This is a genomic window from Oceanimonas marisflavi (assembly GCF_003049725.1).
Lineage (GTDB): Bacteria > Pseudomonadota > Gammaproteobacteria > Enterobacterales > Aeromonadaceae > Oceanimonas > Oceanimonas marisflavi.
This window is the reverse complement of sequence record NZ_QAGM01000002.1, coordinates 139,185-162,928: the sequence shown is the minus strand read 5'-3', so window position 1 is coordinate 162,928 and position 23,744 is coordinate 139,185. Positions and strand designations below refer to the sequence as shown.

Below are 23,744 nucleotides of genomic sequence, written 5' to 3'. Positions count from 1 at the left end.
CCTACATACGAAACACGCCAAAGCGGGTGGGGGATTGTTTGCGATGACTTGCCAGCGCCAGGCTCATGGCCAGCACGGTGCGGCTGTCCTTTGGATCGATCACGCCGTCGTCCCACAGCCGGGCGCTGGCATACCAGGGGTGGCCCTGCTGCTCATAGCGTTCGATAATGGGAGCCTTGAAAGCGGCCTCGTCCTCGGCGGACCAGTCCTTGCCGGTTTTTGCCAGTGCATCCCGGCGAACCGTGGCCAGCACCCCGGCGGCCTGCTCGCCGCCCATCACCGAAATGCGGGCATTGGGCCAGCACCACAAAAAGTCGGGGTCATAGGCCCGGCCGCACATGCCGTAGTTGCCGGCGCCAAAGCTGCCGCCGATGATAAGGGTGATTTTCGGTACGCTGGCGCAGGCTACCGCCGTTACCAGCTTGGCACCGTGTTTGGCAATGCCCTCGGCCTCGTACTTTTTGCCCACCATAAAGCCGGTGATGTTCTGCAAAAACAGCAGCGGAATATGTCGCTGGCAGCACAGCTCGATAAAGTGCGCACCCTTCTGGGCCGACTCGCTGAACAGAATGCCGTTGTTGGCGATAATACCCACCGGGTAGCCGTGCAGGTGGGCAAAGCCGGTGACCAGCGTGGGGCCATAGTCGCGCTTGAACTCGTCCAGCACCGAATCATCCACCAGCCGGGCGATCACTTCCCGCACCTCAAAGGGTTTGCGCAGGCTGGTGCCGACAATGCCGTAGAGCTCATCAATGGAATAACGGGGCGGACGAGGTTCGCGGGGGGGCGGTGGCACGGTGGAAATATTAAGGTTGTCCACTAGCCGGCGGGCCAGCGCCAGCGCCTGGCGGTCGTCGTCGGCGGCATGATCCGCCACCCCGGACTGCTGCGTATGCACGCCGGCCCCGCCCAGCTCCTCGGCGCTGACCACCTCGCCGGTGGCGGCCTTGACCAGAGGCGGGCCACCCAGAAAAATGGTGGCCTGGTTGCGCACCATAATGGACTCGTCCGCCATGGCCGGCACATAGGCGCCGCCGGCGGTACACAGCCCCATGACCACCGCCAGCTGGGGAATGCCGGCGGCAGACATGCGTGCCTGATTAAAGAAGATGCGGCCAAAGTGCTCCCGGTCCGGGAAGACTTCATCCTGGCTGGGCAGGTGCGCGCCGCCGGAGTCCACCAGATAAATGCAGGGCAGCCGGCAGCGCTCGGCAATGGCCTGTGCCCGCAGGTGTTTTTTCACCGTGAGCGGGTAATAGGTGCCGCCCTTGACCGTGGCGTCGTTGGCCACAATCATGCACTCCACCCCCTGCACCCGGCCAATGCCGGTGATGATGCCCGCCGCCGGCACCGGCTCGTCGTAGACGTTCAGCGCCGCCAGTTGTGACAGCTCAAGAAAGGGCGAGCCGTCATCGAGCAGGGCGGCAATGCGCTCCCGGGCCAGCAGTTTGCCTCTGGCTCGATGGCGCTTCGTGTTTTCGGCCCCGCCGCCTTCGGCGATGGCGGCCACCTGCTCGCGCAACGCCGCCACCTCGGCGGCCATGGCGCGATGGTTGGCGATAAACTCCGGTGACGCCGGCTGTACCCGGCTGACAAACTGGGTCATAACGGCTCCTTAAGATTCACGCACCAGCTCCCGGCCGATCAGCATGCGCCGAATCTCCGAGGTGCCGGCCCCGATTTCATAGAGCTTGGCGTCCCGCAGCAGGCGGCCGGCGGGATACTCATTGATATAGCCGTTGCCGCCCAGCAGCTGAATGGCGTCGAGAGCCACCTGGGTGGCGGTTTCGGCGGCGAGCAGAATGACGCCGGCGGCGTCCTGGCGGCTGAGCCTGCCTCTGTCTGCCGCCATGGCGGTCATGTAGGTGTAACAGCGGGCGGCATTCATGCGGGTATACATGTCGGCCAGCTTGCCCTGCACCAGCTGAAACTCGCCAATAGCCTGGCCAAACTGCTTGCGCTCGCGCACATAGGGCACCACCAGATCCATGGCCGCCGCCATAATGCCCAGCGGCCCGCCGGCCAGCACCAGCCGCTCGGTGTCCAGGCCGCTCATCAGCACCTTTACGCCGTCGTTCAGCGGTCCCAGCAGGTTGGCGGCGGGCACCCGGCAGTCCTGAAACACCAGCTCGCAGGTGTTGGAGCCGCGCATACCGAGCTTGTCGAGCTTCTGTGCCGTAGAGAAGCCGGGGGTGCCGGCTTCCACAATAAAGGCACTGATGCCTTTTGCTCTCGCCTGGGGATTGGTCTTGGCATAGACCACGAATACCTGAGCATCGGGGCCGTTGGTGATCCACATCTTGTTGCCGTTCAGCACAAAGTGATCACCGTCTTTTTTTGCGCTGAGTTTCATGGCCACCACATCGGAGCCGGCCCCGGGCTCGGACATGGCCAGCGCGCCTATCTGTTCGCCGCTAAGCAGCGCAGGCAGATAGCGGCGTTGCTGCTCCTCACTGCCGTGACGGTGGATCTGGTTCACGCACAGATTGGAGTGAGCCCCGTAAGACAGCCCCACCGAGGCCGAGGCCCGGCTGATCTCCTCCATGGCCAGCACATGAGCCAGATAGCCCATGTTCACGCCGCCCATTTCCTCTGACACGGTAATGCCAAACAGCCCCATGCTCCCCAGCTTTGGCCAGAGCTCGGCGGGAAAGCGGTTGTCCCGGTCGATGGCCTCGGCCAGGGGGGCGATTTCCTTTTGCGCAAAGGCGGCCACCTGTTCGCGCAGCAGGGTATGAATGTCGCCGAGATCAAGATTGAGGGTGGGGTAAGGGGCCATGTGATCTCCTGTGAAGCCGGTAAACCGGGTTCGTTTGAATGCATTAACTATAGTCAGTGGAAGCCACTAAGCTTTAACGGACACAAGCATTTTCAGTGACGAGGCCAGCATGAGCACAGGAAATCAGATTGTGATGGTTGCCGCCGCCCGTACCCCCATGGGCGGGCTGATGGGGGCTCTTGGTCAGGAGCCCGCCCACCGGCTGGGCGCGGTGGCCATTAAGGCGGCACTGGCGCGCAGCGGCGTGAGCAGCGAGCAAGTGGATGAAGTGATTATGGGCTGCGTGCTGCCTGCCGGTCAGGGCCAGGCTCCGGCCCGGCAGGCGGCGCTGAGGGCGGGTCTGCCGGTGTCGGTACCCTGCACCACGGTCAACAAGATGTGCGGCTCGGGCATGAAGGCGCTGATGCTGGCTTATGATCAACTGCTGGCGGGCTCGGCCTCGCTGATGGTGGCCGGCGGCATGGAAAGCATGAGCCAGGCCCCTTATCTGGTACCCAGAGCCAGAGCCGGATTGCGACTGGGTCACGGCCAGCTGCTGGATCACATGTTTCTCGATGGCCTGGAAGACGCCTATGAAGGCGGCCTGATGGGGTGCTTTGCCCAGCGCACCGCCGATGGCTTTGGTGTTACCCGCCAGCAAATGGATGACTTTGCCATTACCTCGCTGCGACGGGCCCAGCGGGCCATTGATGAAGGGGACTTTCACGAGGAAATTGCCCCGGTCACGGTAAGCAGCCGTGGGGGCGACACCGAGATCGACACCGACGAGCAGCCCGGCAGGGCAGACCTGAAAAAAATACCCACCCTTAAACCCGCTTTTACCAAAGACGGCACTGTGACCGCCGCCAATTCCAGCTCCATTTCCGACGGCGCCGCCGCCCTGGTGCTGACCACCGAAAGCAAGGCAAAAGCGCTGAGCCTCAAACCCCTGGCGCGCATTCTTGGGCATGCCACCCATGCGCAAGCGCCTGCCGAGTTTACCCTGGCGCCCATCGGTGCCATTCGAAAGCTGCTGACGCAACTGGAATGGTGCGCGAATGATGTGGATCTGTTTGAAATCAACGAAGCCTTTGCGGTGATGACCCTGCTGGCCATTCAAGAGCTGGGGCTCGACCCGGACAAGGTGAATGTGAACGGCGGTGCCTGTGCCCTCGGGCATCCCATCGGTGCCAGTGGCGCGCGCATTGTGGTGACCCTGCTTCATGCCCTGCGCCGGCGCGGGCTCAGGCGCGGGGTGGCGGCTCTGTGCATTGGCGGTGGCGAGGCCACGGCGCTGGCGATTGAACTGTGTGAATGAGGTGAATCCATGGCCTATCAGGTTCCGCTGCTGATCAACGGCAGCATGGTGCAGAGTCAGACTCAAACCTGGCTGGAGGTGACCAATCCGGCCACCCAGAAGGTGATTGCGCGTCTGCCCTGTACCACCGGTGAGGAAGTCAATGCGGCGGTGGCAGCGGCAAAGACCGCCTTTGAACAGTGGCGGCATGTGCCGGTGCCGGAGCGAGCCCGGCTGATGCTGCGCTACCAGACCCTGCTCAAGGAGCGGCATGATGAGCTGGCGCAACTGCTCAGCCGGGATACCGGCAAAACCCTGGAAGATGCCAGAGGGGATGTCTGGCGGGGCATAGAGGTGGTGGAGCAGGCTGCCAACGTGGCGTCACTGACTCTGGGTGAAACCCAGGCCGATGTGGCCGCCGGCGTAGACTGCTACAGTTTCAGCCAGCCGCTGGGTGTGTGCCTGGGCATCACTCCCTTTAACTTTCCGGCCATGATCCCGCTGTGGATGTTCCCGCTGGCCATCGCCTGCGGCAATACCTTTGTGCTCAAGCCTTCCGAGCAGGATCCGCTGGTGCCCATGGAGCTGGCCAAGCTGTTTCGGGAAGCGGGGGCACCCGATGGCCTGCTCAATATTGTGCACGGCGGTGCCGAAGTGGTGGACCGGCTGCTGACTCACGATGATATTGCCGCCGTCTCCTTTGTGGGCTCGGTGACGGTGGGGCGGCATGTGTACCGCACCGCCACCGACCGGTTAAAGCGGGCGCAGGTGTTTGCCGGCGCCAAGAACCACATGGTGGTGATGCCCGATGCCAACAAGCAGCAGGCCATCAACAATCTGGTAGGTTCTTCGGTGGGCGCTGCCGGTCAGCGCTGCATGGCCATTTCCGTAGGGGTGCTGGTGGGCGAGGCCCAGGAGTGGATCCCTGAAATCAAGGAAGCGCTGGCGAAGGTGCACCCCGGTGCCTGGGATGACCCGCAGGCGGGGTACGGGCCGCTCATCAGTCAGGCCGCCAAAACCCGGGTGCTGGGGCTGATTGAAGCCGGCAAGCAGGAAGGGGCCGACTGCTTGCTGGATGGCAGCCAGTGCACGGTAAGTGGCCACCCGGACGGCAACTGGGTGGGGCCCACTCTGTTTGCCGGCGTCACTCCTGACATGCGCATTTACACCGAAGAGATATTCGGCCCCGTGTTGCTGCTGATGACCGCGGACACCCTGGATGAAGCCATTTCGCTGGTCAACGCCAACCCCTATGGCAACGGCACCTCCATTTTTACCGCCTCGGGGGCGGCGGCGCGCAAATACCAGATGGACATACAGGTGGGGCAGGTGGGCATCAATGTACCCATACCGGTACCACTGCCATTTTTTTCCTTTACCGGCTGGCGCGGCTCCTTTTACGGCGATCTGCACGCCTACGGCAAACAGGCGGTGCGCTTTTACACCGAAACCAAAACCGTCACCGCCCGCTGGTTCGACGACGATGTCGTGGCTGGCCCCAACCTGTCGATTCACCTGAAATGAACACCAGAGCTGGAGTTTAGAAAGGTGTCTGCTGGGACGTGCCACATCGTCGGGCAAGGCGTACTACTTCGCCGACACGCCGTGGAGCAGGCCACTCGCCATTTCAGCCCGCTGCGAATATTCACCGGATATTCGGTCGAGCTGAAATGGCTCGTTTTGGCGAGCAAGCTCGCCCCATGGAGGCTCCGCTGCGCATCTGACCGCCAGGGATGGCGGGAATGCCGAAAATGCAGGAGCAATTTTCGGCCCTGGCGCAGAGGGTGCGGCGAAGCAGACACCCCTTGCCCTCCTGTTTTGACACCGAGTAGCCGGCAAACCGTTATCAGGCAACTCCAATGTGGCGCGAAGCAGCAGCAGGGATTACCGGAGCCGACCGTCACATGCCATGGACGGCATGTGCCGAGCGCTACATGGATGTACTCGCAGCGTGTCGGCGGAGGTAACCCTGCTGATGCGTCGCTTTTTATGGCCTGTCAGACAGGTGTTGGCAGGATTTTAGCTTCCAGCTTTAGCGGGGAGGGCTCATGGATTTTGAACTGAATGAGGATCAGCGGGCCTTTGTGGCGCTGGCGGGGGAGTTTGCCGACAAGGCGCTGGCGCCCCATGCGGCCCAGTGGGACAGAGACCATCACTTTCCGGTGGAGACCCTGCAGCAGGCCGGCGAACTGGGCCTGTGCGCCCTGTATACCCCCGAGGCCGCCGGTGGTCTGGGGCTGTCCCGGCTCGATGCCAGTCTGATCTTTGAACGGCTGGCCATGGGCTGCACCTCCACCACCGCCTTTCTCACCATTCACAATATGGTGACCTGGATGATTGCCAGCACCGCAGAAAAAGCGGTCTGGGAGAAATGGCGGGAAGGCATGATCAGTGGCCGTTTGCTGGGCTCCTATTGCCTTACTGAGCCCAATGCCGGCTCCGATGCCGCATCCCTTAAAACTCAGGCGAAGAAAGTGGGCGACCACTATGAACTGACCGGCAGCAAGATGTTTATCTCGGGAGCGGGCAGCACTCAGGTGCTGGTGGTGATGGCCCGCACCGGCGGTGAGGGTCCCGGCGGCATTTCCGCCTTTGCCCTTGATGCCGACAGCCCCGGCATTGAAGTCGGCCGGCCGGAAGACAAGATGGGCTGGCACAGTCAGCCCACCCGCAGCGTGACCTTTGACGGCGTGCGGGTGTCCGCCCACCAGATGCTGGGGCAGGAAGGCGAGGGCTTTAAACTGGCCATGAAGGGGCTGGACGGCGGCCGCATCAATATCGCCAGCTGTTCCCTGGGCACGGCGCAACAGGCGCTGAACCTGGCGTGCAATTACCTGCAGGAGCGCAGTCAGTTTGGCCGCAAGCTTGCCGAGTTTCAGGCGCTGCAGTTCACCCTGGCCGACATGGCCACCGAGCTGGTGGCGGCCCGCCAGCTGGTGCGGCTGGCCGCCAGCCGGCTGGATGCCGGGCATGCCGACGCCACCACCTATTGCGCCATGGCCAAACGTTTTGCCACCGACGTGGGTTTTAGAGTCTGCGATCAGGCGCTGCAGCTCTATGGCGGCTATGGCTACATTCGGGAGTATCCGCTGGAGCGTCATGTGCGCGATACCCGGGTGCACCGCATTCTGGAAGGCACCAACGAAATCATGAAACTGCTGATCGCCCGCCGGTTGCTGGCGGAAGGTGGTGAACTGTGAGGCCAGAAGCCTCGCAGTGCGAAGCAACAGCAGGGTTACCTGCGCCGACACGCTGCGATATTGGCCACTCACCGATGAAGCCTGCTGCGAACATTCGCAGGATGTTCGGTCAGGCTTCATCGCTTCGTCACGGCGAGCAAGCTCGCCCCATGTACGCTCGGCAAATGCATCTGACCGCCATGGATGGCGGGAATGCCGAAAATGCAGGAGCAACTTTTCGGCCATGGCATTTGACGGTCGGCTCCGGCAATCCCTGCTGCTGCTTCGTCTTGCTCCGGTGTTGTTTGCAGAGCGTAGGCAGACCTGGAGTCGGCGGCAGACAGAGAAGGGGGGAGCCGTGATTGATTATCAAAAACAAGGGCGAGTGGCGCTGTTGACCATGAATAACCCGCCGGCGAACACCTGGACGGTGGACAGCCTGAACCGGCTGGCGACGTTGGTGGAGGAGCTGAATGGTGACGACGATATTCGCAGTCTGGTGCTTACCGGTGAGGGCGAGAAGTTTTTCTGTGCCGGGGCCGAGCTCAGTCTGTTTGCCGATGGCGACAAGGGCCAGGCCCACGCCATGGCCCGAGCCTTTGGCCGGGCCTTTGAGGCACTGAGCACATTTCGCGGGCTGTCGGTGGCGGCCATTAACGGCTATGCCATGGGGGGCGGGCTGGAAGCGGCCCTGGCCTGTGATCTGCGTATTGCCGCCGAGCGGGCGGTAATGGGCCTGCCCGAAGCCAGGGTGGGGCTGTTGCCCTGTGCCGGCGGCACCCAGCTGTTGCCCCATCTGGTGGGAGAAGCCTGGGCCAAGCGGCTGATTTTATGCGGCGAGCGGCTGAACGCCGGGCAGGCATTGCATATTGGTCTGGTGGAAGAAGTGATGCCCAAGAGTGAGCTGCTGGCCCGGGCGATGGCGCTGGCCGAAAGTGCCGGGCGGCAAAGTCCGGGCTCGGTGGCCGCCTGCAAGACATTGATTCAGTCGGCCCGGCAGCGGCCGCTGAACGAGGGCAGAGTGCGGGAGCGGGACGCCTTTATGGCGCTGTTCGACACCGAAGATCAGCGAGAAGGCGTCAATGCCTTTCTGGAAAAGCGCGAGCCCACATGGCGTAACCGTTAGGAGGTGGCATGAGTATCATCACAGACAAGTTGCCCACCGCCGATGGCTGTTATATCGGCCGGCTGGTGCTGGATCGGGAAGCTCAGCTCAATGCCCTGACACTGGATATGATTGAAACCATGCTGGCGACCCTGCAGGACTGGCAGCAGGACGACAGCCTGGTGGCGGTGGTGCTGGAAGGTGCCGGTGACAGAGCCTTTTGTGCCGGCGGTGACGTAGTGGGGCTGAATAACGCCATTACCGACGCCCGGGCCGGTTGCGCTGACCGTGAGTTTGGTCCGGTGCCGGCCCCGGCGGCGCGCTTCTTTGAACGGGAATACCGGCTCGACTTTTTGTTGCATACCCTTGGCAAGCCGGTGCTCTGTGTGGGAGCCGGCATTGTGATGGGTGGCGGCATGGGGCTGTTTACGGCGGCCGGCCAGCGCGTGGTGAGTGAACACAGCCGGCTGGCCATGCCCGAGGTCACCATCGCGCTCTATCCGGACGTGGGCGGCAGCTGGTTCCTTAACCGGTTGCCACCGGGGCTGGGGGAATTTATTGCCCTCACCGGCTGCTCCCTGAACGCCGCCGACAGCCTCTGGCTGGGGCTGGCCAACCGTTTTGTGGCCAAAGACAAGCTGAGTGAACTCTGGCCTCGCCTGCGGCAGGACAGCGGCGGCCTTGCAGAGGTGCTCAGAGAGCTGGAAGCCGAATCGGCCACTCAACTTGTCGGGCTCGATTCGCCCCTGCGCCGGCATCAGGATTTGATCCGCCGGCTGATGGACAAGGACAGCCTGGCCGACAAGGTCTCGGCCATACTTGAGGCAGACATGCACGACGCCTGGTTTACGCGCGCTCAGCAAACCCTGGCGGCAGGCAGCCCCCTGGCCATGGCGGTGATCCACCGGCAACTGGCCCGCTGCCGGCATCGGTCGCTGGCGCAGGTGTTTCAGGCCGAGCTGGATCTGTCGGTGCAGCTTTGCCGTTTTCGGGAATTTGCCGAGGGCGTACGCGCCCGGCTGATTGACAAGGACAACGCCCCCGACTGGACCTTTGTCAGCCTGAACGAAGTGGATCCGGCCTTGCTCGATACCCTGTTCACATCCCCCTGGGGCCTGAGCCCGCTCGCGGACCTTAAATAGGAGACACTCTATGGCAACCATCGCATTTATCGGCCTGGGCAACATGGGCACGCCCATGACCGCCAATCTGGTGAAGGCCGGGCACCGCGTGCAGGCCTTTGATCTGCAGCCCGAGGCGGTCAGCCGGGCCGCGGCCCTGGGCGCCATTCCCGAGACCACGGCGGTGGCCGCGGTCAAACACGCAGCCGTGGTGATCTCCATGCTGCAAAGCGGGGCTCAGGTAGCGGGACTCTACGGTGGCGATGACGGTCTTTTTGGCCACCTGGCGCCGGGTACCTTGGTGATCGACTGTTCCACCATAGAAGCAGACATAGCACAAACCATGGCCACCCGGGCCACCGGGCATGGTCTGGACTTTGTGGATGCGCCCGTGTCCGGCGGCGTGGCCGGGGCCGAGGCCGGCACCCTGACCTTTATCGTGGGGGGCAGCGAGGATCAGTTCGCCCGGGCCGCTCCCGTGCTGGCACACATGGGCAAAAAGGTGCTCCATGCCGGCCCTCACGGCGCCGGTCAGGTAGCCAAGGCCTGCAATAATCTGGTGCTGGCGGCGCAGATGGCAGCCAGCTGCGAGGCCCTCAACCTGGGTTTGAATCACGGTCTGGATGCGGCGGTGCTGTCGGAGATCATTCACCAGAGTTCGGGCAACAACTGGGTGATGGAGCACTACAATCCGGTGCCCGGGGTAATGGCGAACGTGCCTGCCAGCCGTGAGTATCAGGGCGGTTTTCAGGTCAACCTGATGTGCAAGGATCTCAATCTGGCCATGACCCTGAGCCAGATCAGCGGCTCGCCGGTACCCATGGGCTCGGCCGCCCGGGCCCTGTTCAGCCTGCATCAGGTGGCGGGCCATGGCGGCCTCGATTTTTCCAGCCTGTTTCGGCTCTATCGCAAACCCGAAGGAGACGAGTGAATGGACATCAGGAACAAGGTAGTGGTGATCACCGGCGCCGGTCGCGGCCTGGGCCGGGCCATGGCTCATCATCTGGCCCGGCAGGGGGCGGCGCTGGCCCTGCTCGACACCAATGAGCAGGATCTGGCCAAAAGCGGCGAAATGGTGGCGGCCTCCGGCGCCCGGGTGGCGGTGCACCTTTGTGATGTCTCCGACGAAGCCCAGGTCACCGACTGTTTTGGTCATATTGTGCGCGAACTGGGTGGTCTGGACGTACTGGTCAATAACGCCGGCCTGTTGTGCGACGCCCTGCTGGTCAAACTGGAAGACGGCAAGGTCAGCCGCAAACTGAGCCTGACAGACTGGCAGCGAGTGATTGACGTTAACCTCACCGGCAGCTTTCTCTGTGGCCGTGAAGCGGCGGCCATTATGGCCGAACATGGCCAGGGAGGGCTGATTGTGAATATCTCCTCGGTGGCCCGGGCCGGCAATCCCGGACAGAGCAACTATGCCGCCAGCAAGGCCGGCGTGGCGGCGCTGGTGGTGTGCTGGGCCGGTGAGCTGGCCCGTTACGGCATTCGGGTGGCGGGCATAGCGCCCGGTGTGATTGCCACCGAAATGACCGCGCAAATGAAACCCGAGGCCATGACGCGTATTACCCAGCGCATTCCCCTGGGCCGGCTGGCGGAGGTGAACGAACTGATACATAGCCTGCAATACATTATTGAAAACGACTATTTCAATGGCCGCATACTGGAAATGGACGGCGGCCTTCGTCTGTAACCGAGAGTTTTGTGAGCTGTGTCCACATGGGTAACACTAAAGTCTATCTTGTTGCCGGCAGGTTAAAGGCGTATTGTTTTTTGCAACGCACAGCAACGGAACGTGCCCTCGCGTTAACAGAGCCAGAAAACAACATAATCAATAATCACTGCCCTGCCCCTGAACGCATTGCTCCCTCGCAAGGGAACACTGCCTTCAGGGTTTTTTTTCATTACATGCCCGAGTAATTGGGTCCGCTGCCCCCTTCCGGTGGCACCCAGGTAATGTTCTGGGCCGGATCCTTGATATCACAGGTTTTGCAGTGCACACAGTTGGCGGCGTTAATGCGGAATACCCGTCGGCCGTCTTCTTCCACCACCTCGTAGACGCCGGCGGGGCAGTAGCGCTGGGCCGGCTCATCATAAAGGGGCAGGTTGTCGCGCAGCGGCAGGGCCGGATCGGTAAGGCGCAGGTGGCAGGGCTGATCCTCATCGTGGCCGGTGCTGGCCAGGTGCACCGACGACATGCGATCAAAGGCCAGCACGCCGTCGGCTCTGGGGTAGGTGATGGGGGTGCAGTCCGCTGCCGGCTTCAGGGCGGCGTGATCCGGAGTATGGTCACGAGGGGCAAAGGGCAACCGGCCTCCCAGCAGGGTCTGACTCAGCCAGTTCAGCGCCCCTCCGGCCCAGGGGCCGAACTTGTGCAATGTGGGCACAAAATGCCGGGCGCGTTGTAGTTCTTCCTGCAGCCAGCTTTCTTCCATCAGTGTTTCAAATTCAGTCAGCCGGTCGCCGCTGCGACCCGCCGCCAGTGCCGGCACCAGTGCCTCGGCGGCCAGCAGGCCCGACTTCATGGCGGTGTGAATGCCCTTGATGCGCGCGCCGTTTAATGTGCCGGCATCGCAGCCTAGCAGCAGGGCGCCGGGCAGGGTCATTTGCGGCAGGGAGTTGAGCCCGCCCTTGGTCAGCGCCCGGGCGCCCCAGGCCAGGCGCTTGCCGTCCCACAGGTGGCGGGCCAGCAACGGATGGTGCTTGAGCCGCTGACATTCACGGAACGGATCCAGATGCGGATTCTGATAGTTGAGATCGACGATCATCCCCAGCGACGCCAGGCCATCGTCACCATGATAGAGAAAAAAACCACCGCCGTTCTGTCCAAGGGGCCAGCCGCCACCGTGCACCACCAGGCCGGGGTGGTGCCGCTCGGGTGTAAGCCGCCACAACTCCTTGAAACCGATGGCGTAATGCTGGGGATCCCGTCCTTTGTCCAGAGCAAAGCGGTCGATCAGGCTTTTGCCAATGTGGCCCCGGCTGCCCTCGGCAAACAGGGTGTAGCGGGCACGCAGCTCCATGCCCGGCACATGGCCGGCTTTGGGCGTGCCATTCGCCGACAGGCCCATGTCGCCGGTGAGTACGCCGCACACGGCACCCTGTTTGTCGAACAGGGCTTCAGCTGCGGCAAAGCCGGGAAACACCGCCACGCCCAGGTTTTCTGCCTGCTGTGCCAGCCACCGGCACAGTTTTCCCAGACTGACGATATAACTGCCCTTGTTATGCAGTGACGCCGGTGTCATAAAGGCGGGCAGTTCCATGCCCCCCTGATCGCTGCTCAGCATATAGAAATGCTCCCGAGTGACCGGTGTGGTGACCGGCGCGCCCAGTTTCCGCCAGCCGGGAAACAGCTCGTTCAGGGCTTGAGTGTCGAGCAGGGCGCCGGAGAGAATATGGGCGCCCACCTCGGCGCCCTTTTCCACCACGCACACATTCAGCTCAAGGCCGTTCTGCTGTGCCTGCTGCATCAGGCTGCAGGCCGCCGACAGCCCCGCCGGGCCGGCCCCGACGATGACTACATCAAACTCCATTGACTCCCGTGTCATGCCCTGTCTCCTTCTTCTGCCATGGCTAAAGTATTGTATTGGCGGCGGTATTTAACAAACCAAGACGGCCCGTGGCAGGGCGGTCAAATCGTCTAGTATTAAGTCGAATTCATCAATTCCGGGAGTGGCCATGAAAGTACTGGTGACGGTGAAACGGGTGATCGACTATCACGTGCGGGTTCGCGTGCGTGCCGACGGCAGTGACGTGGATCTGAACAACGTCAAGATGGCGGCCAATCCCTTTTGCGAAATCGCGGTGGAAGAGGCGGTGCGCATGAAGGAAAAAGGCTGGGTGTCCGAAATAGTGGCGGTATCAGTCGGCCCCGCCGAGGCCAGCGAGCAGCTGCGTGCGGCGCTGGCCCTGGGTGCCGACAGCGCCATTCTGGTGGAAACCACCGGATCGGCCGAGCCGCTGACCGTGGCCCGCTTGCTGGCGGCCCTGTGCGAGCGGGAAAACCCCGATCTGGTGCTGATGGGCAAGCAGTCCATCGACACCGACCATAACCAGGCTGGACAGATGCTGGCGGCCCTTAACGGCTGGCCCCAGGCTACCTTTGCCTCGGCCATTGAGCGGGACGGCGACGAGCTGAGGGTAACCCGGGAAGTGGACGGTGGCCTGCGCACACAAAGTCTTGTGCCGCCGGCAGTGATCACCACGGATTTGCGCCTGAACGAGCCGCGTTTTGCCTCTCTGCCCAATATCATGAAGGCGAAACAAAAGCCGCTGAAGACCCTGACTCCCGATGAGTTGGGCGTCACCCCCGAGCAGCATGTGCGCCTGCTGGGGGTGAGCGAGCCGCCGGCACGCAAGGCCGGGATACGGGTGGCCGACGTGGCCGAGCTGGTGAACAAACTCAAGAATGAAGCCAAGGTGATCCCATGAGCATACTGGTGGTAGCCGAACACGATAACGCCCAGCTGAGCGCCAATACCCGCAAGGTGCTGGGGGCGGCGAGGGAGTTGAATACCGAGGTGCACCTGCTGGTGATGGGCCATGGCTGCGCCGCCGTGAGCGAGCAGGGCTGCCGGCTGGATGGGGTGGGCAGAGTGCTGCTGGCCGATGATGCCCTCTATCAGCATCAGCTGGCCGAGCCCTGTGCGGCCCTGGTGTCGCGCCTGGCTACGCAATACCGCCATGTGCTGGCGCCGGCCACCACCTTTGGCAAGGATGTGTTGCCCCGGGCCGCCGCCCTGCTGGGGGTGGGGATGGTGGCGGACGTGGTGGAGGTGGAAAGTGAAGATACCTTTGTGCGTCCTATTTACGCCGGCAACGCCCTGGCCCGGGTACAGTCACTGGACCCGGTTACCCTGCTGACCGTTCGTCCCACCGCCTTTGACCCCGTGGCCGAAGGCGGTGAACCGGCGCCGGTGGAAACCGTGGCGGCGGTGGCGGTGGATAACAGCAGTCGCTTTGTGGGTGACGAACTGAGCGCCAGTGAACGACCCGAGCTGACCTCGGCCCGGGTGGTGGTGTCCGGCGGCCGCGGCCTGGGCAGCAAGGAGCAGTTTGCGCTGCTGGAGCAGCTGGCCGACAAGCTGGGCGCGGCGGTGGGCGCCAGCCGGGCGGCGGTGGACGCGGGCCTGGCCGACAATGATCAGCAGGTGGGGCAGACCGGCAAAATCGTGGCGCCGGAGCTGTATATTGCCGTGGGCATTTCCGGCGCCATTCAGCACCTTGCCGGCATCAAGGATGCCAAAATTATCGTGGCCATCAACAAGGACGAAGACGCCCCCATCTTTGAGATGGCCGACTACGGCCTGGTGGCGGACCTGTTCGAGGTGCTGCCGGAGCTGATTGAAAAGCTTTGAAGGGCGGGGACTGGGGATTGGGGAATAGGGATTGGTAGGCCGCGCTTTATGCGCGGCAAATATGCTCACATGGGGTCTGATTTGCCCGGGATAAACCCGGGCCTACCATTTCCCGAGTCCCGAGTCCCGAGTCCCGAGTCCCGAGTCCCGAGTCCCGAGTCCCGAGTCCCGAGTCCCTGACACTCACATTCTCTGCTCGAGGCCCATGCCCCAGAAGTCGATTTCCAGCCGGGTGGCGTCGTCGAAAATGCGGCACAGCTGCCTGAAGCGGGACGGGGAGACTTCCGCCAGGCGTTCGTTCAGCCAGGCGATTTCGGCCTGGGCGGCGGCCTGAAACTCGGCGCTTTCATACATGGCGATCCAGGCCTCATAAGGATTGGCTTCGCCGCGCACGGTGGCGGGCTGCTCCACCAGCCAGCGGGCGATTTCGGCATAGCCCACCAGGCAGGGCGCCAGGGCCACGTGCAGATCCAGCAGATCGCCCCGGTTGCCGGTGTCCAGCACATAGCGGGTATAGGCCAGGGTGGCGCGGGCTTCCGGCAACTCGGCCAGATCCTGCTCGCTGATACCCCACTGGTTGCAATAGTCAATATGCAGGCCCAGCTCCAGATCGATAATGGCGTCCAGGCCGGCCTTGGCATGGCGCAGATCGCCAAGAGTCGGGCTCTTGTAGGCGGCCAGGGCAAAGGCACGGCCAAACTGAATCAGAAACAGGTAATCCTGCTTCAGATAATGACGAAAGGCCTCCGGCGCCAGTGTGCCTTGCCCCAGCTGGCGCACAAAGTCGTGCTCCAGGTAGGCGCGCCAGTTGTTCTCACAACTGCTTTTCAAATCATTGAAAGTAAAACTCATTTCATGTCCTTATTGGTGAGAGTTGTGGATGCCGGTGCAGCAGTGGCCGGCTGCCGCCATTCTGACCAAAACGACGGCAATGACAAGCCGGTAAATGTTATTCTGTTGTAATAAAACTACGGTAAAGAGTATAGTCATCGCCATTAATGGAACGAATGACGATGACTCACCGCTGGCGGGCCATGACAGCCGGGTGGGTTGGGAGCGCTATTGTTTCATTGTCGTAATCGGCCTTCTTGCGTATAATGTGACCCCGTCTTGAATTCCACATTTCATTCGTTCCCAAGCTTTTCAGGTTCAGCATGACGACTAAATATATTTTTGTTACTGGCGGGGTGGTCTCCTCCCTGGGCAAAGGCATTGCAGCCGCCTCATTGGCCGCCATCCTCGAAGCCCGCGGTCTTAACGTGACCATCATGAAGCTGGATCCCTATATCAACGTGGATCCGGGCACCATGAGCCCCACCCAGCACGGTGAAGTCTTCGTGACCGACGACGGCGCCGAAACCGACCTGGACCTGGGCCATTACGAGCGTTTCATCCGTACCAAGATGACTCGCCGTAACAACTTCACCTCCGGCCGTGTATACGCGGATGTGCTGCGCAAGGAACGACGCGGCGACTATCTGGGTGCCACCATTCAGGTGATTCCGCACATTACCAACGCCATCAAGGATCGGGTGATCGCCGGTGCCGAAGGCCATCAGGTGGCCATCGTCGAAATCGGCGGCACCGTGGGCGACATCGAGTCGCTGCCGTTCCTGGAAGCCATTCGCCAGCTGGCGGTGGAAGTGGGCCGGGAAAACACCCTGTTTATGCACCTGACCCTGGTGCCCTACATGGCCGCCGCCGGCGAGGTGAAAACCAAGCCGACCCAGCACTCGGTGAAAGAGCTGCTGTCCATCGGCATTCAGCCCGACATTCTTATCTGCCGCTCCGATCGGGTCATTCCGGCCGTTGAGCGCGGCAAGATTGCCCTGTTCTGCAACGTGTCCGACAAGGCCGTTATCTCCCTGAAGGACGTGGACTCCATCTACAAGATTCCGGCCCTGCTCAAGTCTCAGGGCCTGGACGAGCTGGTGGTCAAGCGCTTTGGCCTGAGCTGTCCGGCCGCCGATCTGTCCGAATGGGAACAGGTGATCTACGAAGAAGCCAACCCGGTGGGCGAAGTAACCATCGGCATGGTGGGTAAATACATTGAGCTGCCCGATGCCTACAAGTCGGTCAACGAGGCGCTCAAGCACGGTGGTCTGAAAAACCGTCTCACCGTCAACATCAAGTACATCGACTCCCAGGATCTGGAGAGCAAGGGCGTGGCCCTGCTGGAAGGCCTGGACGCCATTCTGGTGCCCGGCGGCTTCGGCGAGCGCGGTGTGGAAGGCAAGATCATGGCCGCCCGCTATGCCCGGGAAAACCGTGTGCCTTATCTGGGCATCTGCCTCGGTATGCAGGTGGCGCTGATCGAATACGCCCGTAACGTGGCCGGCCTGGAAGGCGCTCATTCCAGCGAGTTTGATCCCAAGAGCCCCTATCCGGTAGTGGGCCTGATCACCGAGTGGGTGGACGAAGAAGGCAACGTCGAAGTGCGTGATGAAGAGTCCGATCTGGGCGGCACCATGCGCCTGGGCGCCCAGTTGTGTCACCTGGAGCCGGGCTCCAAGGTGCATGCGATGTACGGCTCCGACACCATCTACGAGCGTCACCGCCATCGCTACGAAGTGAACAACCGCCTGCTGCCCAAGATTGAGGCGGCGGGTCTTAAGGTGACCGGTCGCTCCGCCGACAAGAAACTGGTGGAGATCATCGAAAACCCGGATCACCCCTGGTTCGTGGCGGCCCAGTTCCACCCCGAATTCACCTCCACCCCCCGCGACGGCCACGGCCTGTTTGCCGGTTTCGTGAAAGCAGCCGGCCAGCACCAGCAGGGAGAGCTGGAGTAACCAGTATCAGCGGCTGACCCTTTGGGGTCGGCCGTCTTTTTTAGTGCGTTAGTTAGGTTTTACGTTCAACTCAAGAGGAAACTGAGAATGGCTAAGATCGTTAAAGTGATCGGTCGTGAGATCATCGACTCCCGCGGCAACCCCACCGTGGAAGCCGACGTTTACCTGGAAGGCGGTTTCATGGGCCGTGCCGCTGCGCCGTCCGGTGCGTCTACCGGCTCCCGCGAGGCACTGGAACTGCGTGACGGCGACAAGTCCCGCTTCCTGGGCAAGGGCGTACAGACCGCCGTGGCCAACATCAACGACCGCATCGCCGCCGCTCTGGTAGGCAAGGACGCTACCCAGCAGGCCGAAATCGACCAGATCATGATCGATCTGGACGGTACCGACAACAAGGCTACCCTGGGTGCCAACGCCATTCTGGCCGTGTCTCTGGCCAATGCCAAGGCCGCTGCCGCCGCCAAGGGCCAGCCCCTGTACGCCTGGATTGCCGAGCTGAACGGCACCCCGGGCCAGTACTCCATGCCGCTGCCGATGATGAACATCATCAACGGTGGTGAGCACGCCGACAACAACGTCGACATTCAGGAGTTCATGATCCAGCCGGTGGGCGCCAAAAACATCAAGGAAGCCCTGCGCATCGGCGCCGAGGTGTTCCACAACCTGGCCAAGGTACTGAAGGCCAAGGGCCTGTCTACCGCCGTGGGTGACGAAGGTGGTTTCGCCCCCAACCTGGAGTCCAACGCCGCCGCTCTGGCCGCCATCAAGGAAGCCGTGGAAAAAGCCGGCTACACCCTGGGCAAGGACGTGACCCTGGCTCTGGACTGTGCCTCTTCCGAGTTTTATGAAGACGGCAAGTACAACATGAAGGGCGAGGGCAAGGTGTTCACCTCCGAGCAGTTCTCCGACTACCTGGCCGAGCTGTGCGACCAGTATCCGATCGTTTCCATCGAAGACGGTCAGGACGAGTCCGACTGGGACGGCTTCGCCTACCAGACCAAGATTCTGGGCGACAAGGTACAGCTGGTGGGTGACGATCTGTTCGTGACCAACACCAGGATCCTGAAGGAAGGCATCGAGAAGAACATTGCCAACTCCATTCTGATCAAGTTCAACCAGATCGGCTCCCTGACCGAAACCCTGAACGCCATCAAGATGGCCAAGGACGCCGGTTACACCGCCGTTATCTCTCACCGCTCCGGCGAGACCGAAGACGCCACCATTGCCGATCTGGCCGTGGGCACCTGCGCCGGTCAGATCAAGACCGGCTCCATGAGCCGCTCCGACCGTATCGCCAAGTACAACCAGCTGATCCGCATCGAGGAAGAGCTGGGCGACAAGGCCCCGTTCAACGGCCTGTCCGAGGTAAAAGGCCAGGCGTAATGCCTGCCCTGAGCTGAATGAAAGCTCCGCTCCCGAGCGGGGCTTTTATTTTTGGACCGGAAAAGTCGCGTAGGTTGGCGATGAGCGAAGCGAATCCCAACGCTTAACAACCGCCTGCTGCAGCATCAAACCGGTGCCAACGTCAGTGCTCCATGCTCTGGATATCCGCCTTCGCGGACATGACGAGTGTGTAAAGTTTGAAACCCCGCCCCGTGCGGGGTTTCTTTTGTTCGGCCGGCGAATATGGGAAACTAGCTGCCTTGTTCCGGAGGATAAATGCGCACCCTGACGCTGATACTGCTGGCCTTGCTGGCCACCCTGCAATACCACCTGTGGCGGGGCAAAAACGGTCTGGCCGAATATCATGAAGCGGCCGCCAATGTGGAGCGCCAGCTCGCCGACAACGAACGGCTGGTGGAGCGTAATGCCCTCTTGTACCGGGAGATCGAGGATCTCAACCAGGGGCTGGCGGCGGTGGAAGAGCTGGCGCGTAATGATTTGGGCATGATCAAGCCTGGTGAGACTTTTTACCGTCTGTTGCTTCCGGAAGACAAACTACCACAATGACAAGCTTAACTTTTACCGCCGTGGTGCCGGCTGCCGGTGTCGGCAAGCGTATGGGCAGCGCCGTGCCCAAGCAGTATCTGAAGCTGGCGGGCAAAACCGTGCTTGAACACACGGTCGGACGCCTGCTGGCCCACAGCGCCATTGCCCGGGTAGTGGTGGCCGTGAGCCGTGAAGATGAATGGTTTGCTTCCTTGCCGCTGGTTCACGATGAGCGAGTGCTGCGGGTGGAAGGCGGCCGGGAGCGGGCCGATTCCGTGCTGAATGCCCTGGAGTTTGTCACCAGCGAGCGAGTGCTGGTGCACGATGCCGCCCGGCCCTGTCTGGCCATGAGCGATCTCGATGCTCTGCTGACGGCGGCTGCACAGCCGCAGGGCGCCATTCTGGCCTGCCGGGTGCGGGATACCATGAAACGGGGTGATGGCCGAGGCGCCATTCATGAAAGTGTGCCACGGGACGAACTCTGGCACGCGCTCACGCCCCAGTGTTTTGAAACGCAGGCTCTGCGTCGGGCCCTGTCCGCTGCCCTGGCGGCGGGGCAGAGCGTGACCGACGAGGCCTCGGCCATGGAGCTGGCCGGCTTTCATCCCTTGCTGGTGGAAGGCCGGGCCGACAATATCAAGATCACCCGGCCGGAAGATCTGGCGCTGGCCGGCTTTTTTCTGCAGCAGCTGAAAGAGAATAACCAATGATGCGAATCGGGCACGGTTTTGACGTGCATAAATTTGGCGGGGATGGCCCCTGTATTCTGGCCGGAGTGGCAGTGCCGTATGAGCAGGGGCTGCTGGCCCATTCCGACGGCGACGTGGTGTTGCATGCCCTGAGCGATGCGCTGCTGGGCGCCATTGGCGCCGGCGATATCGGCCGGCACTTTCCCGACACCGACGCCGCTTATGCGGGCATCGACAGCCGCATTCTGTTGCGGGACGTATTTGCCAAGGTGCGGGCTGCCGGTTATGTACTCGGCAACGCCGATATCACCGTCATGGCCCAGGCGCCGAAGCTGGCCCCCTTTGTGGACGCCATGGCGGCCAATATTGCCCAGGATCTGCAGGCCAACCTTTCCCAGGTCAACGTCAAGGCGACCACCACCGAAAAACTCGGCTTTGTCGGCCGTAAAGAGGGCATGGCGGCAGAAGCCGTGGTGTTACTGGTAAAAGCATGAACAACAACTGGCATTATCTCCATGGCGAGCCCACCGTCGGCGGCCGGCTCAAGGCCGCCCCGGAACACTTTGTGGTGCGTGAGGATCTGGGGTTTGCCCCGGGTGGCGAGGGCGAGCACATCTTTCTGCATATTCGCAAGCGCGGCCAGAACACCCAGTGGGTGGCGCGGGATCTGGCGCGGCTGGCGGGCGTGGCCCAGCGCGACGTGACCTGGGCCGGCCTCAAGGACCGCCATGCGGTGACCGAGCAGTGGTTTGGCGTGCACCTGCCGGGCAAGGAGATGCCCGACTTTTCACCACTGGAAAGCGACGATGTGCAGATCCTCGCCATTGCCCGGCACAACAAAAAGCTGAAAACCGGGGCACTGAAAGGCAACTGGTTCGAGCTGACCCTGAGCGAGCTGGAAGGCGAGGGTGACCTCGAGAGCCGGCTGGCGGTCATTGGTGATCGGGGCGTGCCCAACTATTTCGGCGACCAGCGTTTTGGTCATCAGGGCGGCAATATCGAGCAGGCCAAAGCCATGTTTGGCGGCAAGCGCATCAAGGATCGCAACAAGCGGTCGATGTACCTGTCTGCGGCCCGCAGTTACCTGTTCAACCTGGCGGTCAGCCACCGGCTGGCGCAGGGCAAGGGCGAGGAGTTGCTGGACGGCGACTGCGTCATGCTGGCGGGCAGCCAGTCGTTTTTTACCCTGAACGAGGACAACCCTCTCGATGAGACCATGCAGGCCCGCTTTGCCGAGGGCGATATTCGCCTGAGTGCGCCTCTGTGGGGCCGGGGTCGGTTACCGGCCGAAGGTGAAGCGGCGGAGCTGGAGCAGACGGCCCTGGCCGATATGCAGGACCTGCAGCAGGGCCTGGAAGCCAACGGCCTCAAGCAGGAGCGGCGCGCTCTGTTATTGAAACCGGAACAGCTGAGCTGGCAGCGGAGTGGGGACAGTCTTAAGCTGTCTTTCTGGCTGCCGGCAGGCAGTTATGCCACCAGCCTGGTCCGTGAAATCATCAAGGAAAAGGAGAGCCATGAAAATACTGGTGAGTAACGACGACGGCGTTAATGCCCTCGGTATTCGGACCCTGAGCCGGGCGCTGTCGGAATTTGCCGAAGTGGTCACGGTGGCGCCGGATCGCAACCGCAGCGGCGCCAGCCATTCGCTGACGCTGGAAGTGCCGCTGCGGGTCGACAAGCTGGACGACTCCGGCTTTTATTCGGTCAAGGGGACGCCTACCGACTGTGTGCACTGGGCGGTGAACCACCTGCTGGAGCCGGATCCGGATCTGGTGGTGGCCGGCATCAACCACGGCGCCAATCTGGGTGACGACGTGCTCTACTCGGGCACGGTGGCAGCGGCCACCGAAGGCCGGCACCTGGGGTTGCCGTCTCTGGCCATGTCCCTGTGCGGTGATCGTCATTTTGAAACCGCCGCTCATTTTGCTTGCATGCTGGTACAGGGCCTGTTGCGTGCACCGCTGTACTCCAACCAGATCCTGAACGTGAACGTGCCCGACTTGCCCCTGTCCGATATTCAGGGTATCAAGGTGACCCGTCTGGGTAACCGTCATCGTTCCGAGGCGGTGCTGAAAGAGTTCGATCCCCGGGGCCGGGCCATTTACTGGATTGGTCCTCCCGGCGCCATTCAGGACGCGGGCGAGGGCACTGACTTTGATGCGGTGGAGCGGGGCTTTGTGTCCATTACGCCGTTGACCATAGATCTCACGGCACATGATCAGATGGCGGCCCTGTCCCGCTGGATCAAGGATGTGGAGTAAAAGCGTGCGCACGTTAGCGGGAGAGCAGCTTTATCGCCTGCTGAAACAGCAGGGTATTCGTAATGAACGGGTATTGAGTGCCATTACCGGGTTGCCGCGCGATGAATTTGTGGATGAAGCCATGGCCCACAAGGCCTGGGATAACAGCGCCCTGCCCATTGGTTTTGGCCAGACCATCTCCCAGCCCTATATCGTAGCGCGCATGACCGAGGCGCTGCTGCAGGGCCCGGCGCCGCGCCGGGTGCTGGAAATCGGCACCGGATCCGGCTTTCAGACCGCGGTGCTGGCTCAGCTGGTGGAGCAGGTTTACACCATAGAGCGCATCAAGTCGCTGCAATACCAGGCCCGGCGCCGGCTGCAGCGGCTGGATCTGCACAATGTGTCCACCAAGCACGGTGATGGCTGGCAGGGCTGGGCCAGCAAGGCTCCTTTCGATGCCATTATGGTGACGGCGGCGGCCAGCTCGGTGCCCACGGCGCTGCTGGAGCAGCTGGCCGATGGCGGCCGCATGGTGGTTCCGGTGGGCGGAATGCACCAGACCCTGTGGCTGTACCGGCGTCAGGGCGATAATTTTGTACGAACCGAGCTTGAAGCGGTGCGTTTTGTTCCTTTGATTCAGGGTGATCTCGAGTGAAGCTGTTTTCCCGTTTATACCGGCTGGTGATGATGTGGGCGGTGCACCGCCACGCACCGGTTTATTTGTCCATGAACAGTTTTGTGGAGTCCATTTTCTGGCCGGTGCCGGTGGATGTGATGCTGGCCCCCATGGCCCTGGCCAAGCCGGAACGAGCCTGGCGCTATGCCGCTCTGGCCACGGTGTTTTCGGTGCTGGGTGCAGCCTTTGGCTACCTGCTGGGCTACGCCATGTGGGAGCCACTGGTGGAGCCCTTTATTCACGCCATGGGGTATCAGGACAAAATTGAGGTGGCCCGATACTGGTTTGATGAGTGGGGCGTCTGGGTGATCTTTATCGCCAGCTTTACCCCCATTCCCTACAAGGTGTTTACCGTTACCGCCGGCCTGCTGCAAATGGCCTTTATGCCGTTTTTGCTGATCTCCCTGGTGGGCCGCGGCCTGCGCTTCTTCCTGGTGTCCGGGCTGATGGTGTGGGGCGGCGTAAAAATGGAACGCAAGCTCATTCGTTACATTGACCTGCTGGGCTGGCTGTGTGTGGCCGCGGCCGTGGCCGCCTATCTGCTGCTGAGAAACTGATGGTGTGCCGGAGACAGTTTGTTGAAGCGGTGACGGTTGGCATT

The 23,744-nt window shown here is 62.0% G+C and carries 22 protein-coding genes; 18 read left to right on the top strand and 4 right to left on the bottom strand.

The features are described from left to right. Position 1 precedes the first annotated feature (1 nt). Complete coding sequence (locus tag DA373_RS02360; protein ID WP_107850750.1) at positions 2-1,606, bottom strand: carboxyl transferase domain-containing protein; 1,605 nt, start codon at positions 1,604-1,606, stop codon at positions 2-4. A gap of 9 nt (positions 1,607-1,615) precedes the next feature. Continuing rightward, positions 1,616-2,779, bottom strand: a complete 1,164-nt coding sequence (locus DA373_RS02355) for an isovaleryl-CoA dehydrogenase (protein ID WP_107850749.1) — start codon at positions 2,777-2,779, stop codon at positions 1,616-1,618. A 109-nt stretch (positions 2,780-2,888) separates the two neighbouring features. On the opposite strand from DA373_RS02355, the gene DA373_RS02350 reads away from it, so the two are divergent. From DA373_RS02350 to DA373_RS02320, 7 genes are all read left to right on the top strand, one after another. Further along, complete coding sequence (locus DA373_RS02350; protein WP_107850748.1) at positions 2,889-4,076, top strand: acetyl-CoA C-acyltransferase; 1,188 nt, start codon at positions 2,889-2,891, stop codon at positions 4,074-4,076. A 9-nt stretch (positions 4,077-4,085) separates the two neighbouring features. After that, positions 4,086-5,579, top strand: coding sequence for a CoA-acylating methylmalonate-semialdehyde dehydrogenase (locus DA373_RS02345; protein ID WP_107850747.1), 1,494 nt, complete (start codon positions 4,086-4,088; stop codon positions 5,577-5,579). A 524-nt stretch (positions 5,580-6,103) separates the two neighbouring features. Then, positions 6,104-7,255 (top strand): acyl-CoA dehydrogenase family protein, encoded by a 1,152-nt coding sequence (locus DA373_RS02340; protein ID WP_107850746.1) that lies wholly within the window; start codon positions 6,104-6,106, stop codon positions 7,253-7,255. 337 nt (positions 7,256-7,592) lie between these two features. Next, positions 7,593-8,360, top strand: coding sequence for an enoyl-CoA hydratase (locus tag DA373_RS02335; protein WP_269801404.1), 768 nt, complete (start codon positions 7,593-7,595; stop codon positions 8,358-8,360). An 8-nt stretch (positions 8,361-8,368) separates the two neighbouring features. Continuing rightward, positions 8,369-9,481, top strand: a complete 1,113-nt coding sequence (locus DA373_RS02330; protein WP_107850744.1) for an enoyl-CoA hydratase/isomerase family protein — start codon at positions 8,369-8,371, stop codon at positions 9,479-9,481. 10 nt (positions 9,482-9,491) lie between these two features. Then, the gene (gene mmsB / locus DA373_RS02325; protein ID WP_107850743.1) at positions 9,492-10,391 is read left to right on the top strand and encodes a 3-hydroxyisobutyrate dehydrogenase; all 900 of its coding nucleotides are present in this window, start codon (positions 9,492-9,494) and stop codon (positions 10,389-10,391) included. Then, on the top strand, positions 10,392-11,153 hold the full coding sequence (locus tag DA373_RS02320; RefSeq protein ID WP_107850742.1) for an SDR family oxidoreductase: 762 nt from the start codon (positions 10,392-10,394) through the stop codon (positions 11,151-11,153). A 211-nt stretch (positions 11,154-11,364) separates the two neighbouring features. On the opposite strand, the gene DA373_RS02315 is transcribed toward DA373_RS02320, so the two are convergent. Further along, positions 11,365-13,008, bottom strand: a complete 1,644-nt coding sequence (locus tag DA373_RS02315) for an electron transfer flavoprotein-ubiquinone oxidoreductase (RefSeq protein WP_107850741.1) — start codon at positions 13,006-13,008, stop codon at positions 11,365-11,367. A 130-nt stretch (positions 13,009-13,138) separates the two neighbouring features. Here DA373_RS02315 and DA373_RS02310 point away from each other — a divergent pair, with 130 nt between their 5' ends. Both DA373_RS02310 and DA373_RS02305 read left to right on the top strand, forming a co-directional pair. Beyond that, positions 13,139-13,891: an electron transfer flavoprotein subunit beta/FixA family protein gene (locus DA373_RS02310; protein ID WP_107850740.1), complete on the top strand. Its 753-nt coding sequence runs from the start codon at positions 13,139-13,141 to the stop codon at positions 13,889-13,891. Beyond that, positions 13,888-14,817: an electron transfer flavoprotein subunit alpha/FixB family protein gene (locus tag DA373_RS02305; protein WP_107850739.1), complete on the top strand. Its 930-nt coding sequence runs from the start codon at positions 13,888-13,890 to the stop codon at positions 14,815-14,817. Before DA373_RS02310 ends, DA373_RS02305 begins: the two co-directional genes overlap by 4 nt. Before the next feature lie 183 nt (positions 14,818-15,000). Here DA373_RS02305 and tenA read toward each other — a convergent pair whose 3' ends face one another. Next, on the bottom strand, positions 15,001-15,669 hold the full coding sequence (gene tenA / locus DA373_RS02295) for a thiaminase II (protein ID WP_107850738.1): 669 nt from the start codon (positions 15,667-15,669) through the stop codon (positions 15,001-15,003). 302 nt (positions 15,670-15,971) lie between these two features. On the opposite strand from tenA, the gene pyrG reads away from it, so the two are divergent. The 9 genes from pyrG to DA373_RS02250 all read left to right on the top strand — a co-directional run bounded on the left by pyrG (position 15,972) and on the right by DA373_RS02250 (position 23,700). Further along, positions 15,972-17,609 (top strand): glutamine hydrolyzing CTP synthase, encoded by a 1,638-nt coding sequence (gene pyrG / locus DA373_RS02290; RefSeq protein ID WP_107850737.1) that lies wholly within the window; start codon positions 15,972-15,974, stop codon positions 17,607-17,609. Between the two features lie 87 nt (positions 17,610-17,696). Then, on the top strand, positions 17,697-18,992 hold the full coding sequence (eno, locus tag DA373_RS02285) for a phosphopyruvate hydratase (RefSeq protein WP_107850736.1): 1,296 nt from the start codon (positions 17,697-17,699) through the stop codon (positions 18,990-18,992). A 276-nt stretch (positions 18,993-19,268) separates the two neighbouring features. Continuing rightward, entirely contained in the window at positions 19,269-19,559 is a 291-nt protein-coding gene (ftsB, locus tag DA373_RS02280) for a cell division protein FtsB (RefSeq protein WP_107850735.1), read from the top strand. Beyond that, on the top strand, positions 19,556-20,248 hold the full coding sequence (gene ispD / locus DA373_RS02275; protein ID WP_107850734.1) for a 2-C-methyl-D-erythritol 4-phosphate cytidylyltransferase: 693 nt from the start codon (positions 19,556-19,558) through the stop codon (positions 20,246-20,248). The genes ftsB and ispD overlap by 4 nt, the downstream gene beginning before the upstream one ends. Then, complete coding sequence (gene ispF, locus DA373_RS02270) at positions 20,245-20,721, top strand: 2-C-methyl-D-erythritol 2,4-cyclodiphosphate synthase (RefSeq protein ID WP_107850733.1); 477 nt, start codon at positions 20,245-20,247, stop codon at positions 20,719-20,721. Before ispD ends, ispF begins: the two co-directional genes overlap by 4 nt. Further along, positions 20,718-21,761 carry a tRNA pseudouridine(13) synthase TruD gene (gene truD, locus DA373_RS02265; protein WP_107850732.1) on the top strand — a complete coding sequence of 348 codons (1,044 nt, stop codon included), beginning with the start codon at positions 20,718-20,720 and terminating at the stop codon, positions 21,759-21,761. Before ispF ends, truD begins: the two co-directional genes overlap by 4 nt. After that, positions 21,742-22,488 carry a 5'/3'-nucleotidase SurE gene (gene surE, locus DA373_RS02260; protein ID WP_107850731.1) on the top strand — a complete coding sequence of 249 codons (747 nt, stop codon included), beginning with the start codon at positions 21,742-21,744 and terminating at the stop codon, positions 22,486-22,488. Before truD ends, surE begins: the two co-directional genes overlap by 20 nt. Positions 22,489-22,492: 4 nt before the next feature. Beyond that, complete coding sequence (locus DA373_RS02255) at positions 22,493-23,122, top strand: protein-L-isoaspartate(D-aspartate) O-methyltransferase (protein WP_269801403.1); 630 nt, start codon at positions 22,493-22,495, stop codon at positions 23,120-23,122. Next, positions 23,119-23,700, top strand: coding sequence for a YqaA family protein (locus DA373_RS02250; RefSeq protein WP_107850729.1), 582 nt, complete (start codon positions 23,119-23,121; stop codon positions 23,698-23,700). The genes DA373_RS02255 and DA373_RS02250 overlap by 4 nt, the downstream gene beginning before the upstream one ends. Positions 23,701-23,744 lie beyond the last annotated feature (44 nt).

Excerpts from the sequence above, each read along its gene's own strand:
- ispF (WP_107850733.1), top strand. The coding sequence starts at position 20,245 with ATGATGCGAATCGGGCACGGTTTTGACGTGCATAAATTTGGCGGGGAT.
- DA373_RS02315 (WP_107850741.1), bottom strand. The coding sequence starts at position 13,008 with ATGACACGGGAGTCAATGGAGTTTGATGTAGTCATCGTCGGGGCCGGC.
- ftsB (WP_107850735.1), top strand. The coding sequence starts at position 19,269 with ATGCGCACCCTGACGCTGATACTGCTGGCCTTGCTGGCCACCCTGCAA.
- DA373_RS02360 (WP_107850750.1), bottom strand. The coding sequence starts at position 1,606 with ATGACCCAGTTTGTCAGCCGGGTACAGCCGGCGTCACCGGAGTTTATC.
- mmsB (WP_107850743.1), top strand. The coding sequence starts at position 9,492 with ATGGCAACCATCGCATTTATCGGCCTGGGCAACATGGGCACGCCCATG.
- pyrG (WP_107850737.1), top strand. The coding sequence starts at position 15,972 with ATGACGACTAAATATATTTTTGTTACTGGCGGGGTGGTCTCCTCCCTG.
- truD (WP_107850732.1), top strand. The coding sequence starts at position 20,718 with ATGAACAACAACTGGCATTATCTCCATGGCGAGCCCACCGTCGGCGGC.
- DA373_RS02305 (WP_107850739.1), top strand. The coding sequence starts at position 13,888 with ATGAGCATACTGGTGGTAGCCGAACACGATAACGCCCAGCTGAGCGCC.
- ispD (WP_107850734.1), top strand. The coding sequence starts at position 19,556 with ATGACAAGCTTAACTTTTACCGCCGTGGTGCCGGCTGCCGGTGTCGGC.
- DA373_RS02330 (WP_107850744.1), top strand. The coding sequence starts at position 8,369 with ATGAGTATCATCACAGACAAGTTGCCCACCGCCGATGGCTGTTATATC.
- DA373_RS02340 (WP_107850746.1), top strand. The coding sequence starts at position 6,104 with ATGGATTTTGAACTGAATGAGGATCAGCGGGCCTTTGTGGCGCTGGCG.
- tenA (WP_107850738.1), bottom strand. The coding sequence starts at position 15,669 with ATGAGTTTTACTTTCAATGATTTGAAAAGCAGTTGTGAGAACAACTGG.
- DA373_RS02350 (WP_107850748.1), top strand. The coding sequence starts at position 2,889 with ATGAGCACAGGAAATCAGATTGTGATGGTTGCCGCCGCCCGTACCCCC.
- DA373_RS02310 (WP_107850740.1), top strand. The coding sequence starts at position 13,139 with ATGAAAGTACTGGTGACGGTGAAACGGGTGATCGACTATCACGTGCGG.
- eno (WP_107850736.1), top strand. The coding sequence starts at position 17,697 with ATGGCTAAGATCGTTAAAGTGATCGGTCGTGAGATCATCGACTCCCGC.
- DA373_RS02320 (WP_107850742.1), top strand. The coding sequence starts at position 10,392 with ATGGACATCAGGAACAAGGTAGTGGTGATCACCGGCGCCGGTCGCGGC.
- DA373_RS02345 (WP_107850747.1), top strand. The coding sequence starts at position 4,086 with ATGGCCTATCAGGTTCCGCTGCTGATCAACGGCAGCATGGTGCAGAGT.
- surE (WP_107850731.1), top strand. The coding sequence starts at position 21,742 with ATGAAAATACTGGTGAGTAACGACGACGGCGTTAATGCCCTCGGTATT.
- DA373_RS02355 (WP_107850749.1), bottom strand. The coding sequence starts at position 2,779 with ATGGCCCCTTACCCCACCCTCAATCTTGATCTCGGCGACATTCATACC.